This is a genomic window from Psychrobacter urativorans (genome assembly GCF_904846695.1).
Taxonomy (GTDB): domain Bacteria; phylum Pseudomonadota; class Gammaproteobacteria; order Pseudomonadales; family Moraxellaceae; genus Psychrobacter; species Psychrobacter urativorans.
In genome coordinates, this window is record NZ_CAJHBR010000013.1 from 20,652 (window position 1) to 36,935 (window position 16,284).

12 protein-coding genes are annotated in these 16,284 nt (G+C 43.2%); 3 read left to right on the forward strand and 9 right to left on the reverse strand.

Going from position 1 to position 16,284, the window contains the following annotated elements; genetic code table 11:
- The first annotated feature begins 223 nt into the window (after positions 1–223).
- On the forward strand, positions 224–643 hold the full coding sequence (locus tag JMY09_RS09445; RefSeq protein ID WP_201623342.1) for a GlcG/HbpS family heme-binding protein: 420 nt from the start codon (positions 224–226) through the stop codon (positions 641–643).
- Between the two features lie 349 nt (positions 644–992).
- On the opposite strand, the gene uvrA is transcribed toward JMY09_RS09445, so the two are convergent.
- Positions 993–3,605: an excinuclease ABC subunit UvrA gene (uvrA, locus tag JMY09_RS09450; RefSeq protein ID WP_201623343.1), complete on the reverse strand. Its 2,613-nt coding sequence runs from the start codon at positions 3,603–3,605 to the stop codon at positions 993–995.
- A gap of 237 nt (positions 3,606–3,842) precedes the next feature.
- Positions 3,843–4,226 carry a VOC family protein gene (locus tag JMY09_RS09455; protein WP_201623344.1) on the reverse strand — a complete coding sequence of 128 codons (384 nt, stop codon included), beginning with the start codon at positions 4,224–4,226 and terminating at the stop codon, positions 3,843–3,845.
- A gap of 332 nt (positions 4,227–4,558) precedes the next feature.
- On the opposite strand from JMY09_RS09455, the gene JMY09_RS09460 reads away from it, so the two are divergent.
- Positions 4,559–5,059 (forward strand): PACE efflux transporter, encoded by a 501-nt coding sequence (locus JMY09_RS09460; protein WP_201623345.1) that lies wholly within the window; start codon positions 4,559–4,561, stop codon positions 5,057–5,059.
- Between the two features lie 257 nt (positions 5,060–5,316).
- On the opposite strand, the gene JMY09_RS09465 is transcribed toward JMY09_RS09460, so the two are convergent.
- The 3 genes from JMY09_RS09465 to JMY09_RS09475 form a co-directional block, all read right to left on the reverse strand.
- Entirely contained in the window at positions 5,317–5,868 is a 552-nt protein-coding gene (locus tag JMY09_RS09465; protein WP_201623346.1) for a DUF3124 domain-containing protein, read from the reverse strand.
- 164 nt (positions 5,869–6,032) lie between these two features.
- Entirely contained in the window at positions 6,033–6,734 is a 702-nt protein-coding gene (locus JMY09_RS09470; RefSeq protein ID WP_201623347.1) for a potassium channel family protein, read from the reverse strand.
- 42 nt (positions 6,735–6,776) lie between these two features.
- Positions 6,777–8,564: a TrkH family potassium uptake protein gene (locus tag JMY09_RS09475; protein ID WP_201623348.1), complete on the reverse strand. Its 1,788-nt coding sequence runs from the start codon at positions 8,562–8,564 to the stop codon at positions 6,777–6,779.
- Positions 8,565–8,898: 334 nt separating this feature from the next.
- On the opposite strand from JMY09_RS09475, the gene cls reads away from it, so the two are divergent.
- Positions 8,899–10,338: a cardiolipin synthase gene (gene cls, locus JMY09_RS09480; RefSeq protein ID WP_201623349.1), complete on the forward strand. Its 1,440-nt coding sequence runs from the start codon at positions 8,899–8,901 to the stop codon at positions 10,336–10,338.
- Between the two features lie 83 nt (positions 10,339–10,421).
- On the opposite strand, the gene JMY09_RS09485 is transcribed toward cls, so the two are convergent.
- The 4 genes from JMY09_RS09485 to JMY09_RS09500 form a co-directional block, all read right to left on the reverse strand.
- Positions 10,422–11,510, reverse strand: coding sequence for a putative RNA methyltransferase (locus tag JMY09_RS09485; protein WP_201623350.1), 1,089 nt, complete (start codon positions 11,508–11,510; stop codon positions 10,422–10,424).
- A 284-nt stretch (positions 11,511–11,794) separates the two neighbouring features.
- Positions 11,795–12,913, reverse strand: a complete 1,119-nt coding sequence (gene mraY / locus JMY09_RS09490) for a phospho-N-acetylmuramoyl-pentapeptide-transferase (protein WP_201623351.1) — start codon at positions 12,911–12,913, stop codon at positions 11,795–11,797.
- A gap of 3 nt (positions 12,914–12,916) precedes the next feature.
- Complete coding sequence (locus JMY09_RS09495; protein WP_201623352.1) at positions 12,917–14,359, reverse strand: UDP-N-acetylmuramoyl-tripeptide--D-alanyl-D-alanine ligase; 1,443 nt, start codon at positions 14,357–14,359, stop codon at positions 12,917–12,919.
- 123 nt (positions 14,360–14,482) lie between these two features.
- Positions 14,483–16,159, reverse strand: a complete 1,677-nt coding sequence (locus JMY09_RS09500) for a UDP-N-acetylmuramoyl-L-alanyl-D-glutamate--2,6-diaminopimelate ligase (protein WP_201623353.1) — start codon at positions 16,157–16,159, stop codon at positions 14,483–14,485.
- Positions 16,160–16,284 lie beyond the last annotated feature (125 nt).

Below are 16,284 nucleotides of genomic sequence, written 5' to 3' on the forward strand. Positions count from 1 at the left end.
CTTAGTGGCTATGTATAAGCCAGCCTAGCATTTAGCATTAAAAACCCTCAATAATAATGATCATCGTACTGCTAATTTAGCTGTCAGTTTGGATAATAAGGTAGCTAATAAGAGGGTTAACCGTTTGGTTAATAAAGTGCTGTATGATCGTTGTATCTTGTGCCAGTAATAAGACTTATAAGAACAATAAGCGAAACCTTATACCTATAACTTTGGAGCTTGTATGACTGCTATTACTATATTAACTGGCCAGATGGCGCAAGCTATTGTCAATGCCGCCTTTGCAACTGCACAGCTTGAACAGTTAGCCGTATCGATAACCGTAGTCGACCGTTCGGGACAGACATTAGCTGTATTAAGAGATCATCAAGCTGGGGTACATACTATTCGTGCCAGCTATAAAAAAGCTTATACCGCCAACTCACAAAAGAGGGAAACTGCGATCATTGCTCAAGGCATTGCCGATGGATCGATTCCTGCTGATGTCAGATATTTGGATGAAAACATGCTGATGATGGATGGCGGCTTGCCTATCTATAGTGAAGGTGTGGTCATCGGTGGTATTGGAGTCGGTGGCGCTCATGGTAGTGAGGATGTGCGTATTGCCAAAGCGGGTTTAAAAGCCTTGGATGGACTAAGCTAAATAATCATAGGGTATTTTCAAAGCGCTGAAAGGTTCACAGACTATTTGTCTGCCAAGTGATGGTTATCGCCTAGCAGACTGTTAGGGGTGGCTAGCTGCGCTCAACGTTCCATCTTTTACAAGTAAGCATTAAACCCTTTTTAAATTCAGTGACAATGGTCTCTATTTAAGCTTTGCGTAGTGTGGGTATCAACCCACCAAATCACTGGATTTGATAGCTATGTATTTCGCTATTGATTATGAATTGGCAATAGCCCATCTACGCAAAGTTAGTGCCTGTTAGTAGCAGTGACTCTCTATTTTTAGCTAATAAAATAGTTTGGATTTATCGCCTTTCTACAGGCCGCTCTCAAGATTCACACTCAGCCAATAAGAACGGTGCAGTTTTGCTAGTTTTGGAGCAAGCTACCTGTTCAGGTGATCCTTGAGCGACAATCTGTCCACCCTCATCACCCGCGCCAGGGCCAATATCGATAACCCAGTCGCTGTTGCTAGCCACTTGCATATCGTGTTCAACCATAATCACTGTGTTACCTGCATCGACTAGACCGTTTAACTGAGCCATTAACATCGATACATCTTTAGGATGCAAGCCGGTGGTCGGCTCATCAAGCACATAAAGAGTATCGCCACGTTGAGTCCGCTGTAGTTCAGTAGCTAATTTGATACGTTGGGCTTCACCGCCTGACAGTTCCGTGGCAGGTTGACCGAGACGCAAATAGCCAAGCCCGACTTGTAATAAAGCCTGTAAGGCGCGCAAGATAGCGGGTTCATCAACAAAGAACTCATAGGCTGCCTCCACCGTTAGCGCTAGTACTTCAGCGATATTTTTATCACCATAAGTGATTTCGAGAGTTTCATCATTGTAGCGCTGCCCATGGCAGACTTGGCAAGGTGAATAAACGCTTGGCAGAAATAAAAGCTCGACCATCACAAAACCTAAGCCTTCACAATTGGCGCAACGACCTTTAGTAGTATTAAAAGAAAAACGACCAGCATTATAACGGCGAGCTTTGGCTTCTGGAGTTGCAGCAAACCGTTTACGCACTTGGTCGAACAACCCAGTATAAGTGGCAAGATTAGAGCGAGGCGTACGACCTATGGCTTTTTGGTCGACAGTTATTAACCGTGTTACTTGCTCCATACCAGCGACAATTCGACCACCTGTTGGCGTCTCTAATTCTTGCTGCAATAGATCAGCTTCACCAGTTGCAACTTCTAGCACTGGCTGCTGCCCTAGTGCTTCATAAACCAACTCTACTAACGCTTGACTGACTAAGCTTGACTTACCTGAACCGGATACCCCAGTGACCGTAGTCATCACCCCTAGTGGAAACGCGACCTCTAACCCTTGTAGATTATTACGCTCAATCCCAACCAGTTTAAGCCAAGCTTTTGGCGATCTTGGACTACGCTTTACTTGGCTGGCAGCATTAAACAGATATTGTCCGGTGTACGAGTTTTTAACAGCGCGTAATCCATTAACAGGGCCGTTGTAAATCACTTCACCACCGTGATTGCCAGCATCAGGACCGACATCTACTACCCAATCGGCATGTCTAATAACACTAACATCGTGTTCAACTACAAATACTGAATTGCCAGCAGCAATCAGCTCGTCCAATGCACCCAATAGTGCTTGGGTATCGGCTGGATGCAGACCCGCAGAAGGCTCATCGAGGACATAAACTACCCCAAATAATTTTGAGCGAATTTGGGTAGCAAGACGCAAACGTTGTAACTCCCCTGGAGATAAAGTAGGCGTAGTACGCTCAAGTGATAAATAGCCCAAACCTAACCTCGTCAAGGCTTCAACACGCGAGAGGATATCACTAGCGATACGCTGAGCGACAATTGCTTTTTCTCGATCTACGGTATTGTTAGATGGTTTAGCATGCGCCGCATCTTGCAACTTAACGGCTACTTCAGTTAAGGTCAATTGCGATAACTCACCGATATCTAGTCCGGCAAATTTCACTGATAGCGACTCTCGCTTTAGCTTTTTGCCATGGCATTCAGGACATACTGAGATTTGCATAAACTGCGAGACGCGCTTTTTAGTTAGCGGGCTTTGGGTAGTGGCAAAGGAATGCAGAATAAAGTTTTTAGCACTGACATAAGTACCAGTATAACTAGGCTTTTCATTTTGTTCGATGGCGGCACGTACTTGTTGGATATTGTATGTCGAATAAACCGGCACTGTTGGCGTATCGTCAGTAAATAGTATCCAGTCACGAGTCTGTTTTGGCAGTTTATGCCATGGCACATCGATATCGTAACCGAGGGTAGTTAGAATACGAGCTAAGTTCTGACCTTGAAACGCTGGTGGCCATGCGGCAATGGCTCTATCTCTAATAGTCTTAGTATCATCAGGAACCAATAACTTCTCGGTTACTTCAAAAACCCGACCAATACCTGAGCAAGTTGGACAAGCACCGTCAGGGGTATTCGGCGAAAATGCATCCGCATAAAGCATCTGTTGATCAGTAGGATATTCGCCAGCTCGTGAGTACAGCATGCGCAGACCGTTAGAGATAGTAGTTACACTACCAACTGATGAGCGCACGGAAGGCGTACCACGTTGCTGTTGCAAGGCGACCGCTGGCGGCAAGCCCTCTATAGCATCGACATCCGGTTCATCAACTTGATCTATCAGACGTCGTGCATAAGGCGATACTGAATCTAAGTAACGGCGTTGCGACTCAGCAAATAAAGTACCAAAAGCCAGCGACGACTTACCAGAACCAGAGATTCCAGTAAACACTACCAGCGCATTGCGCGGTAGATCAACATCGACGTTTTTTAGATTATGAACACGCGCACCTCTAACTTGGATGCTGTGCTCTATAGTCTGTGGTTCAAGCAAGCTCGTAGTATTACTGGCGATATTATTGCAATCAGTATTAGCAGCAACACTTTTATTATTACTAGTATTGACTGCTTGGCTGGTAAAGGTAGTCATAAAATAATTATTCCTATTACAGCGTTGTTTTTTTATGGGTTTTGTAGAGTCTAACACCAGATTGTTGTTTGACAGCCTAGGCCTTACTGAGCCAATACGCATTACTTACACAGCCTTACTTACCGTTATTGGCTTTATTTTCACGACAAAAAATCCCACATAGTTGTGGGATTTTTATAGTTATCGTTGCTTACTACAGAGCTTTATAGCTCACAAATGAGCACTCAAATAGCACAGTTATTCAGCCTCAAAGCAATAAGCCGTTAACTTGTTACCTTCCAAATCACGAACATACGCCGCATAAGCATTAGGTGCCCAATCACGTGTGCCTGGTAGGCCGGCATCAATACCACCTGCGCTTAGTGCCGCAGCATAAAAGGCATCAATAGCTGCGCGACTTGGCGCCACGAAACTAACCGTAACCCCATTACCAGCAGTAGCGGCTTCACCGTCAATAGGCTTCATAACAAAGAAAGAAGGGCTATCTACACCCCATATTGCACCAGCTTCGCCTAGATCAGCAATGCGCTTAAGCCCTAAAGGAGCTAAGACCTTGTCATAAAACATACGGGCTTTGTCTAAATCATTGGTACCAACAGCAACGTGAGTAAAAGTATTCATAAGTTTCTCTGCAAATAATAATGGTGTTTGATTGATAGCTTTGTATTGATAGCTTTGTAGAGATGCAGCGGATTTGCTACTTTTCTACTAATGGCAATCATCATACACCCTTGTACCTAAAAGGTAATGGAGCTAAATAGTAAATACCTTTTGCTGCGCAGTAACATTAGCTACGCCCCTAAGATAGTAACTATACTAACCCTACATAAGGGCCATACTTTGCATGCTAAGATCATGGCTTTTATCTAGTTGTTTTGACAGCGGTGCCTAAAGACATACTAGGCCTCAATAGAGGCTCAATCGGCAGACGATTGCAGCCATTAGGAAGTTTAATGCGTACTACTAAAGATCGTATCCGTCATACCCTAAGCTTTGAGCTAATCGGCTTACTTATCTTTGCGCCATTAGTCAGCTTAGTATTTGGCTTTGATCTACAGTTGATGGGAGTTATCGCTGTAGTAGGCTCCATTATCGCTACTGTATGGAACTTCGTTTATAACTTATGGTTTGACCATGCCATGGTAAAACTACGCGGTAATGTGCATAAGACCCTGATGATACGTGTAGGCCATGCGCTGCTATTTGAGGGTGGGCTGCTGATCCTGTTTATGCCGATGATTGCTTGGTATCTGGATATTAGCTTATGGGAGGCGTTTATTATGGACATCGCTATGGCGACTTTTTATGTGCTGTATGCTTTTGTGTTTAACTGGGTTTATGACAAAGTATTTCCTATTCCAGAAGCTGCTGTCACCAATATCATTACTAATATCAGTACTACTATTAACGCCAATGGCAATGCCCATCCTCAGGCTAAAACGGTCAGAAAATAAGTTATTGATTCACCTTCTAACTGGCAAGATTAATAATTAATTAGTAAGTCATAAGCCCATCGCGCTTTAAAAGTTGGATGGGCTTATTATATTAATCGCTTAGTATCACAAGCTAACTCTCAAAATTGCTTATCAGTAAACCTTACGCTATTTTTGTTTCCTTAATAGACAGCATGACAGCAAGATTCTGAACACCGATAGCTGACTATAAATAGCTATACATGGCATTGTTATATTGCCAGCCAACGACCTTATACTTAGTCGTGTATCACTGGCGTGCCCTGAGTACTAAACGAAAAGGCTTTATTACTAAAATTACCTATCATGACCGCTTCAATGACCGGCGTCACCGTATCATCCAACCCTTCTACTTCGATAATAAAGTTCGCCCCTGAGCTGCCTTTATCCTCTTCTTTTTCGACGATATAGTTCAACGTGGCCATTGGTGGCAGTTCAATGGTGCTTTTTAGATAATGCTTTACAAGATTACCCGCGGTGTCGTAGTAGTCGATTTTATTGATAAATAGTGGTTTTTTTAGAGTGGTATTACGTACGCTTAGAGTCGCTGATAACAAAACCTTGCGATTGTCTCTATCCGTATAGATATCTGAATAAATAGGCACATAAAAGGTTTGTTTATATTTAAATTTGCTGCGATCAATATTTGAGGTTATCTCAAGCTCTTTAATAGGATCTTTGTGTTGCTCTGAAAACATAGTATTTGGGTCTTGTACCGACTGATCACAGCCTGACAACGATACCGCTAGTAAGACCGCAATAGATAGGACGGATAGGCTGCGCTTGTTCATAACTCTCCCCTTTGTCCATTCATATAGTCAGTTACTTCAAGTCATTAGTATGGTGAGTAACCGCTATCTCAAATAGTTTGTATAGCCAATGATAGCGGTTATAAACAACCACTGTGCTAAATAATTTCTATTATAAGTAGCTATTGCCCTAAGCTGCCAGCTGTCTAATGTACCCTGACCCCAACGCTACGTAAAAACTGATTAATATGTTTATTAGCACCATAGACTACTAGGACATCATTATCTTGTAGGATTTGCTCAGGCATCGCCAAACCTTGGATACTCGGTTTACTCTGCATACGTCCAAAAGTATCTTTATAATGCTCGTGGACTAAGGTACTTAATAGCTTAATATTGAATTTTTGCTCAAGTTTTAACTCACCAATAGCTTTACCAACCAGTGCATCAGGAATATTAATCTCAACAATACTAAAATTCTCACTCAACTCAAATGAGTCTACAAAATAGCGTAACGATAGCCTTTTTGCCCAACGCATCGCTGATTCTTTTTCAGGATGGAAGATATCGTCGACCCCGATCGCTTGTAATACGGTTTCGTGTAAGGGATTAATACTACGACTTATTAAGCGCTTGGCTTTTAGGGTCTTAAATAGCGCTGTAGCCATGACGTTAGCGCCTTGATCTTCGCCAATAGCGACGATCACAATATCAGTATCAATAATCGGCAGGCCTTTTACAGTATATTCATCAGTGGCACTCATACAGATAGTATGGGAGATCACTTCTTTATAGGCATCGACTTTTTGCATATTGCTATCGATACCGATAACTTCATGGCCTTGACTGGTGAGCGCTATCCCTAATGATGAGCCAAAGCTCCCTAAGCCTATAATAATATATTTCATAACTTTGCTTACACCCCGATAATTAATAGCTGTTTAAATGCTTTAGTTAATAGTAATTTCTTCAGTTGGATAACGATAGTTACGCTGACGCATATTTTTAAGAAGTGCAATAAAGATAGTTAACATGCCTACTCGCCCAACGAACATAATGACAGCGACTACCAGTTTGCTAAAATCTGACAACTCAGGGGTCAAATTCAAACTTAAACCTACTGTGCTATAGGCGGAAAAACATTCAAATACTACTTTGATTAACTCCAGCTCTGGCTGATTGTAGCTAATTACCGTCACCCCCGTACCGATGACCAATAATGATAGCCACATAATAGAGAAAGCACGACGGATAGAGATATCAGCAATCTCACGTTGAAATACCTCAACACGGCCCTGTCCACGGGCAATGCTCAAGGTATTTAGCAACGCAATTGCAAAGGTACTAGTCTTGATACCTCCACCAGTAGAGTTGGGCGAGGCACCAACCCACATCAGAAATATGGTCAACATAATAGTGGGGAACGCTAAAGCATCCATATCAGAATTATTGAAACCTGCGGTACGTGGGGTGGCGGCGGTAAAGAACGCTGATATTAATTTACCATACCAAGTGCTATGCTCAACCAGTATCCCATTATATTCAAATATCATTACTCCAATTAGCCCGATCAGTAGCAGCGCGCCGGTCATGATTAAAGTAATACGGCTATTGATGCTAAGTAACCACGGCTGATAGGCATAGCGCGACTCATTACTATGGCTATTGCGATAAATAAAACGCTCGCTACGGTGGCGCAAATAACGCAGTAGATTAACCACGATAATAAAGCCTAGACCACCGAAGATAAAAGTAGTAGCAATGGTTAATTGTAGAGGGTAATTAAAGCGTACTGTTTCGTCATAAAGACCAGCACTAAAAGTCGAAAACCCGGCATTACAAAAAGCCGAAACTGCATGAAAGACTGAAAAGAATAAACGCTCTGATAAACTCATCCCCGGCAAATCATAAATACTGCTATAGATAAACACAGCGGCCAACGCTTCAACACCAAAAGTGACATATAGAATGGACTTCAAGGTAGTCACCGCATCTCCTAGCCGCTGCGCATAGGTCATCTCACCTATACTTAGCTGAGTCTCATAACTGACGCCACCCTTAAAAAAGTAGCTGAAATAAGTGACAAAAGTCAGAATCCCCAAACCACCAATTTGGATCATTCCCATGATGATGACTTGGCCAAAGGTAGTGAAATAAGTAGCAGTATCTACGACGATTAGCCCCGTCACACAGACAGCACTAGTAGCGGTAAATAGCGCATCTACAAATGATAAAGGCTGAGTAGTAGCTTTGGGCATCATCAGCAATAAAGCACCAACTAAGATCACTGACAAAAAGCTTAAGATAAAGAACTGACCCGGATTTAAAAAAGTACGTTTTAGATTGAAATCAGTATCGGATATTTCACGGATAAAAGTGGCAAAAACGGCAATTTTGATGGCAGCAAATCCATCAGTGGCCATAGTAAATCCTGACTGCAATAAATCAGTGAAATGTAACGCCAGTAGCACGACAATCGCCGCACTAGTAAACAAATCGAATATGGCGACTTTATTAAGCAGTAGCTTGTGCAGTACCAGCGGAGTTTTTGGGTGCATATAACGCTCTACTATGGCTGAAAAACCTAGAGCGATGATGAACAAATAAAAGAAGTGGAACAACTGCTGTAACCAAGTGCCTAGCGTAAAACCACTATCGATTAACGCTACCCCAACCCCGATAAAACTAATGACGATAGTGAGCTTATTTAATAACCTAGAGGGTATGGCTAATTGCATATACTGAGTCCATTAAAGAGGTAATGGTAATATAAAGTAAGCAAGGATGCTTGAGGATAAAGACTGGATGGTAGCCATTATTGAGATTAGTAAAATCTAGCTTACTTATACACCCTTTTTTAGCTAATACGTTAAAGCTATATCTAAATAATCGTAACTAGTTACAGGTTAATTATCAAAAACTAAACTATCCAAAGGTTTTAGCAAAAAAGCTTTTAAACAGCTTACAAGCCTCACTCACAAGCTAATAGCAACATGGACCCATATTATTACAGAATACGCTATACTTGCTAATAATTAATCCCAATAAAAATACCGCTAATGGACTGCTTTTATGGCACTCAATATTCTCCTAACTGTTCACTTTGTGTTGCTTATCATTATTTCTTTGCGAGTTCTAGCGCGTCATAATTTATCTTCACCCGCACGCTTAGCTTGGCTAGTTATATTATTTCTACTGCCTTATATTGGAGTAGTCATTTATTGGATGTTTGGGGAGATTCATTTAGGCCGCAACTTTGAGCGTGAGCATCGGCAAATTATTAATAGATTACATCGAGCTAACCCTGAAGTACTCGGTAACGAGGCCTCATTAGCAGCCGCTATCAAACCGCCCTATCAAGCCGCTTTTGCTTACTCTGCAAACGTAACAGGATTTCATACTACTTTAGGCAATAGTGCAGAGCTGATGGCGAATGCCGCTGATACTCGAGCGCGAATGATTGCCGACTTCGATGCGGCGACTGATCATATCCATGTACTGTATTATATTTGGCTAATTGATGGGATGGGTATTGATACCGCTCAAGCACTCATCCGCGCAGCGAAGCGTGGGGTTACTTGTCGAGCTATGGTCGATGGTATGGGTTCGCGCAAAATGATTGGCTCAAAAATATGGCAAGAAATGAAAGCGGCAGGCGTCCAAGTTAGCGTAGCGCTACCAATTAGTAACTTAATAAAAACCTTGTTGTTTAGCCGCCTTGATTTGCGTAATCACCGTAAAATAACTGTGATTGATGGCAAGATTGGCTATTGCGGCAGTCGTAATTGCGCTGACCCTGAGTTTCAGGTCAAGCCTAAGTACGCCCCGTGGATAGATATTATGCTAAGAGTTGAAGGGCCAGTAGTAGCACAAAACCAGATGTTATTTGCCAGCGATTGGCTTATTCAAAACCCTGAAACCCCTTTGGATAGCTTTAAGTATTTTAGTGACTCAAAACCTGAGGGCTTTGCTGCGCAAGTATTCTCTGATGGGCCTACTCAGCGACAAGGTGCGACACCACAGTTCTTGGGCGCACTAATCAGTCAAGCACAGCATACTCTGATCATTTCAACGCCCTACTTTGTACCTGACTATTCTCTAGTGAGTATCTTGTGTGCGACGGCCTATCGTGGCGTCGATGTGACTATGATATTCCCCAAAAAGAACGACTCCTTTGTGGTTGCCGCTACTAGCCACAGCTACTACTGGCAACTGCTTGAGGCCGGAGTCAAAATCTATGAGTATAAACCAGGCTTACTCCATGCTAAGACTCTGACTATCGATGGTGAAATCAGCTTGATTGGCTCGACTAATTTAGACTTACGTAGCTTTGATTTGAACTATGAGAATAATGTATTGATTAGCGATAAAGCCCTCACCGCTGATATTATGGAAAGACAATACCAGTATATTACTGCCTCTGATGAAGTACGCCGTGAACATGTAGAACAGTGGTCAGTACCTTATAGAATCTGGAACAATATCGTTGCTACTATGGGACCCGTTTTATAAAATTATAATCAATAATAAACAGAGCAGCTACACCCTCATACGCTGCCCTGATTTTCGCCAGTGATTAGATAAATACGAGGCTGCTAGCTATGCTCTATCGATTCCTCATCATTTACGGATAAAGGGTTAGCAGCACCCTCTACACTAGCAAGTTTTTGTAGAATATAAATGACAAACTTTGCTTCCGTCAAAAACTCAGTCGTCTCAGTAGTCGCTAGTAGTTGCTGACGCTTCTCAGCGTGAGCACGATAAGCATAAGGAGTCATCGTTAGTAGATCAGTTAATGCCGCTGTCGATAAGCTGAGATTGGTACTGACATGATGGCTATCTAGCAAGGTAAAATACGCAGCCAAAGTCGGTAAGAACTTATCTGAATCATGTTCACGCACTTCATCAAATAACGCCTCACGTACTGTTGCTAAGTGACCGACATCGGGCTTAGCAATAATCAGATAACCTTCACTCTGCAAAGCCTGCGCAAAAGCTTTGGGCAATATCGGGCTAAAGATACTACTAATACCAGTTATGCTTTGCGCTTGTAGCGGTAAATGAGCGGCGCTGGTAACGATTGGGTAAACAGCAGTCTTTTGCGGCGTCTGCTGTTGGTTATCTTCTTGGCTTTGTAGGCTCTTTTGCTCATCTTTGTTCTCCTGATTAACATCTGTAGGGTGCTGTTGGTACCAAAGTATATGTTTAGCCTTACTGACTTTTGCTAGCTCTATGAGTGCCGACTTACTAATATCAGCTGCTACCAACTGATCGATAGCCAATAGCTGTGCCATAGCTTGAGTATAGTAGCCCTCGCCGCAGCCGATGTCTAACCAGCGAGTATTAGCATAATTATCAATATCTGTATTATCCTCATTAGCCAATGTTTGCGCCGCTTGGCGCTTAGCTAATAATAATTCCATCTGCTGACAGACTAAATCTCGTAGTGGCTGATAGTATCCAGCGTTTAAAAATCTTTGCCGCGCTGCAATAGACTGCTGACTATCACCAGGCACTTTAGAGTTTTTTTGTTGTACTGGCAATAGATTAACATAGCCTTGGCGTGCGACATCAAAGGGGTGAGAGGTTTGCTTGGCATTTAGGCTACCATCACAGCGCCAAGTATCAACTGCAGGCTGCAAAGGCGATTGACAAATTGGACAAATAAATAAAGGCACGAGCATCTCAGCGTCATAGAAGTAGAGCTAGCATTTTAACAAATATCGTAGCCGATAAGCGATAAAAAGCCACTCTAGTTAACTAACCAAGCTCAGAAGATTTAAAAGTAAAAGTAAAATGGTTAGATACGCTTTTAGATAGGCTATTACCTTAGCAACAAGCCAACTTAACAACAGCTTAATCTTGCCAATCTATAATAAGTTTTAGCTCTATTAAAGCAAAAAAAGACTCTTATTAAAGAGTCTTTTTCAACGGTCAGCCAATACTATTAACTTAATATAATTTTGGCTTAGCGTAGCTTTAAGGTCATCAGCCCTAATATCACTAATAATATAGCAATAATCCAAAACCTAACCACCACTTGGGTCTCTTTCCAACCGATTTCTTCAAAGTGATGATGTAGAGGCGCCATACGGAAAATACGTTTTTTACGCAGCTTATACGAGCCTACTTGTAGTATAACCGACACTGCTTCAGCGACGAATAGACCACCCATAATAGCAAAAGCAATCTCTTGGCGAGTCATTACCGCAATAGTTCCGAGCATGGCTCCTAGAGCTAGTGCACCGACGTCACCCATAAATACTTGTGCAGGATGGGCATTGAACCATAAGAAACCTAAACCAGCACCGACCATAGCGCCACAAACGATAATCAACTCAGAATTATAGGCGATATAAGGCACATGCAGGTATTCGGAGAATCTGACATCGCCTGAGACATAAGCCATCGCCCCTAACCCTGCTGCCACTAATACTACGGGCAAAATCGCTAGACCATCTAAGCCATCGGTTAGATTGACTGCATTAGAGGAGCCGTTGATTACAAAGTAGGTAAAAATAATAAAGCCAATGCCTAAGGGCAGCGCTGAGAAAGGAATTACCCAGTCTTTAAATATTGGTAATAATAAATCCTGCATCGCCATTGTAGTTGATACATCCGGCTGTAGAGTCGCAATATAATACAAAGAGATGCCAACGAATAAGGCACCCATCGACAACCAAAAATATTTTTTGCGAGCGATTAAGCCTTTAGGATCTTTATACTTGATCTTTAACCAGTCATCCGTCCAACCGACGGCACCGAAGATAACCATCACCACTAGCAGTATCCACACATAAGGATTAGTCAACCGGGCCCACAGCAGAGTTGATATGCCGATAGACGCTAAAATTAATATCCCGCCCATCGTTGGTGTACCAGTCTTAGCTAAGTGCGACTGCGGCCCATCATTACGAATAGCTTGACCATATCTAAGAGCACGCAAATGGCGGATAACCCGACCTCCTAAAGCCATGCTCAGGCCAAGCGCTGTCACCACAGCAAGCAGTGCTCGTAGGGTTAAAGAAGATACCGCAGAAAACGGTGAATAATACTGGCTAAGCCATTCAAACAACCAAACTAACACCGCCTACTCCTTTACTAGTGCGTCAATAAGTGTTTCCATTTCCATAAAGCGCGAGCCCTTGAATAACACGGTACAAGGGTGCGCTTGTTGCACTTGTAAATATTGTTGTAAATACACCAGCAAGCTGTCTTTATCCGCAAATGCTAGTGCATTGGCATCGTTAGCGCTGATCTCTTGCGCGCCCGCCACCGTATAGCTAGCGAACTCGCCTACACATAGCAGCACATCGATACCAATGGTGGCGATACTCCGACCTAAGCTTTGGTGCTCGCTGACAGCCGCCTCACCCAATTCACCAATATCCCCCAGTACCAATATTTGCGTACCGGTTTGCGCCGCCAATACTTTGGCTGCTGCACGTACAGAGTGCGGATTAGAGTTATAAGTATCATCAAGCAGTCGATGATTACCCAACAGCTGACTATTTAAGCGACCTTTAGCAGGACGCGAATTCTGTAAGCCAATAACGATGTCATCGATACTGACACCAAGCGCATGAGCGCAAGCCGCAGCAGCCAAAGCATTACTTACATTATGCTCACCGGCTAACGGTAGACTGATAGCTTGTACTTGCGTACCAATATGGAGCTGAAACTCACTACGCTCAGGCTCGACATCGAGATGACTGGCACTAACATCAGTATTACCAAAGCCAATTACGTGGCTTGTATGGGTCTCGGCAATCCGGCGCAGTTGGTTGGCAAAGTCATCATTATCAGGCACGATAGCGTACTGATCAGCATTCAAAGTGTGGTAGATTTCAGCCTTAGTTTGACAGATACCTTCACGACTACCGAACTCTCCTAGATGTGCAGTGCCAATATTGAGAATACAAGCAACATCAGGACGTACTATCTCGGTCGTGTAGGCAATCTCGCCGATATGATTGGCTCCGAGCTCCATAATCGCATAACGATGATGATCAGATAACTCAAGCAACATCATCGGTACACCCAAATCATTATTGAGGTTACCGCGAGTGATTAGAGTTGGGGCCAGACGGCCAAAGATACTGCCTAGCATCTCTTTACAAGTGGTTTTGCCACTGGATCCTGTGATAGCGATAACCGTCAAATCTTTATGCTGCTGACGACGATGAGCGGCCATCTGACCAAAAGCCAAACGCGTATCGCTGACTACCAACTGTGGAATAGTAGTCGATATTGGTCGTGATACGATAGCGGCAACAGCGCCTTTAGAAGCGGCTAGATTAATATAGTCATGACCGTCAAAATTATCACCAGTCAAGGCTAAAAAAATATCGCCCTGATTAATAGTACGAGTATCAGTAGCGATACGGTTGCTAGTCACCTTATTCTCAGTAGAATTCTGGGTTCCAGGTAGCTGCCAATGACTGTTGAGAGTGTTTGTTGCTGCCAGCAGATTGTCGGCTTGCCAGACATAAAGTCCCTGCGACTGTATAATATTATTGTTATCGGCTGTCATAGTAATTACCTTTAGGTAGCGGCTTATCTTATATAGTGATGCGGTTGAAAAATTAGGGCCTATTTATCACAAAAATACGGCTGTGCATAAGAGCAGTATTTATAGCCCCGTTTAAGGTGCGGCTTATAGTCTTGCTGCTGTCGGTAATGACAGTCGTCCAGCTCGTTGCAAAGCTTCTGCTAAAACCACAGTGTCATCGAAATCATGGCGCACACCTTGAATCTCTTGATAGGTTTCGTGACCTTTGCCAGCAATCACCACGATATCATCAACGCTAGCATGACTGACCGCATACTCAATCGCTTGTTTACGCGCCGCCTCAATATGAGTGCGCTGATATTGTTCAGTACTCATGCCCGCTTGCATATCTTGCAATATCTGCTGAGGATCTTCAGTACGTGGATTATCAGCTGTCAATATCACTCTATCAGCACCAGCTAAACCAGCTTGCGCCATTAGCGGTCGCTTGCCAGTATCGCGATCACCACCACAGCCAAACACTGCCCACAGCTCACCAGTACAATGAGTTCTAAGACTATCAAGGACTTGGGTCAACGCATCTGGGGTATGAGCATAATCAACGATAAAACAGCCATCATTTGATGCGATACGCTGCATACGCCCAACAGCACCTTGTAACTGCGCTACTAATGAGGCTAGCTGTTCAATATCTACACCAAGCGCCACTACCGCCGCGATAGCAGCCAATAGATTAGCGACATTAAAGCGGCCTAATAGTGGACTGACGATACTGATATTGCCAAACTCACTGACTAAATCAATCTCAACGCCTTGCAAACTGGGCTTAATGCTAGCGGCAACAAAGGTAGCTGAGGCTGAAGCCTGCAAGCTATAAGTCCAAACTATTAATTGGCTAGCATGCGCGGTATCAAGCATCACTTGCGCATGCTCATCATCACTATTGATAATAGCGTGCGTTAAGCTCGGAAAATAAGTTTTATTGAATAGCTTAGCTTTTGCAGCGACGTACTCTTCCATATTCGCATGATAATCTAGATGATCACGACTAAGATTAGTATAAATAGCGACCGTAACTGGCACACCTTGCAAGCGCTGCTGATCTAGTCCATGCGAGCTGGCTTCTAGTGCTAGTAGCTCGACACCCTCACTACCCATTTGATGTAGGAACTGCTGTACCGCTAAAGCATCGCCCGTAGTATGGCTAGCTTGTACTAGGGCGCCAAGTCTACCATTTCCTGCCGTACCCATGACCGCACTACTCATCGTAGCAAGTTGACCTAATTGCGCCACTAATTGACTGATAGTAGTCTTGCCATTAGTGCCAGTAACAGCCACCACAGTAGGCAACTTGACTGGCTGCGAGTGTTGTAGCAGGGCTTGGGCAAAGTCACCTAGCAGCTCACGAATATTAGGCACATAGATAACGGGACAACCCAGTTCAGCCAATTGCTGTTGAGCTGTGAGTTGATGATTGTCAACTTGCGAGCTGCTAGCTTGATCAGCAGTCGCTGTCACCAAGCTGCTAGTGTTAAGTAAAGTGCTGGGCTCAATTTCAGATAAGATAAAAGCTGCCGATTTAGCGGCCTGCTGCAGATAGCGGCAACTGGCTTCATAGGACTGAGTTTGGCTAGCTAATAATACGAATACGTCGTCAGCAGTGACTTGGCGGCTGTCCAGACGTAGCTGAACAAAAGGGATATCAGTGATTGAATTTGCATAGTCATTCAGCTGACTTAAGGCTATTAGCTGCTGCTTGCTAGTCTGGTTATTATCGATAAGCTGCTGCAAAGTCACAGCGTTATGAGCGTAATCAGTCATGAGCAGATCCTAAACAAGTGAGAAAATAGACGTTAACAGCGTCTGTTAAAAAGACACCATAGAAAATTAAGCAAAAAATAAGTTAAAAAAACAATATACAAAAATAACAGCAATAGCAAATTCTG

Bases quoted from the DNA above. Each gene is read 5' to 3' on its own strand.
- JMY09_RS09470 (WP_201623347.1), bottom strand. From the start codon at position 6,734: ATGAAATATATTATTATAGGCTTAGGGAGCTTTGGCTCATCATTAGGG.
- JMY09_RS09495 (WP_201623352.1), bottom strand. From the start codon at position 14,359: ATGACAGCCGATAACAATAATATTATACAGTCGCAGGGACTTTATGTC.
- uvrA (WP_201623343.1), bottom strand. From the start codon at position 3,605: ATGACTACCTTTACCAGCCAAGCAGTCAATACTAGTAATAATAAAAGT.
- cls (WP_201623349.1), top strand. From the start codon at position 8,899: ATGGCACTCAATATTCTCCTAACTGTTCACTTTGTGTTGCTTATCATT.
- JMY09_RS09465 (WP_201623346.1), bottom strand. From the start codon at position 5,868: ATGAACAAGCGCAGCCTATCCGTCCTATCTATTGCGGTCTTACTAGCG.
- JMY09_RS09455 (WP_201623344.1), bottom strand. From the start codon at position 4,226: ATGAATACTTTTACTCACGTTGCTGTTGGTACCAATGATTTAGACAAA.
- JMY09_RS09445 (WP_201623342.1), top strand. From the start codon at position 224: ATGACTGCTATTACTATATTAACTGGCCAGATGGCGCAAGCTATTGTC.
- JMY09_RS09485 (WP_201623350.1), bottom strand. From the start codon at position 11,510: ATGCTCGTGCCTTTATTTATTTGTCCAATTTGTCAATCGCCTTTGCAG.
- JMY09_RS09460 (WP_201623345.1), top strand. From the start codon at position 4,559: ATGCGTACTACTAAAGATCGTATCCGTCATACCCTAAGCTTTGAGCTA.
- JMY09_RS09500 (WP_201623353.1), bottom strand. From the start codon at position 16,159: ATGACTGATTACGCTCATAACGCTGTGACTTTGCAGCAGCTTATCGAT.
- JMY09_RS09475 (WP_201623348.1), bottom strand. From the start codon at position 8,564: ATGCAATTAGCCATACCCTCTAGGTTATTAAATAAGCTCACTATCGTC.